Origin of the sequence: Phytoactinopolyspora endophytica (genome assembly GCF_004138495.1) — a bacterium.
Taxonomy (GTDB): domain Bacteria; phylum Actinomycetota; class Actinomycetes; order Jiangellales; family Jiangellaceae; genus Phytoactinopolyspora; species Phytoactinopolyspora endophytica.
This window is the reverse complement of record NZ_ML142862.1, coordinates 95,919-96,285: the sequence shown is the minus strand read 5'-3', so window position 1 is coordinate 96,285 and position 367 is coordinate 95,919. Positions and strand designations below refer to the sequence as shown.

The window sequence follows — 367 nt, the reverse complement described above, 5'->3', positions numbered from 1 at the left end:
AGCGTGACCGGCTCGTCGGTCTCGACCGCGAGGGTGGTCGGCTCGTCGGCCCACATCAGATGGGTCTGGGTGCCGTCGCCTTGGTCGAACACGTAGCTGGACACGCCCTGGCCGATGTCATCGTCCTTGTGGGAGAAGTCCGCGCCGGTGAGCTCCCGGGTCATCGCCGCATACGACACGTACGCCGGCTTCGGCGTCCAACGGCCCTCGGCCGCGTGAGTGTTGTGCAGCAGCCCGTAATGGTCGTTGTGATACGTCGGATCGGGAACCTTCGCATCGTTCATGAGCTCGTAGTAGAAGTACCGCTCCACATTGCCGTTGAAGGCCACGGCATGCGACTGGGGAAGGTACGCCGCCTGGGTTTCCT

The 367-nt window shown here is 64.0% G+C and carries 1 pseudogene; it reads right to left on the bottom strand.

Going from position 1 to position 367, the window contains the following annotated elements:
• Positions 1 to 367 (bottom strand): annotated as a pseudogene (locus ELR45_RS38885) (sugar-binding protein); the annotation flags it as partial.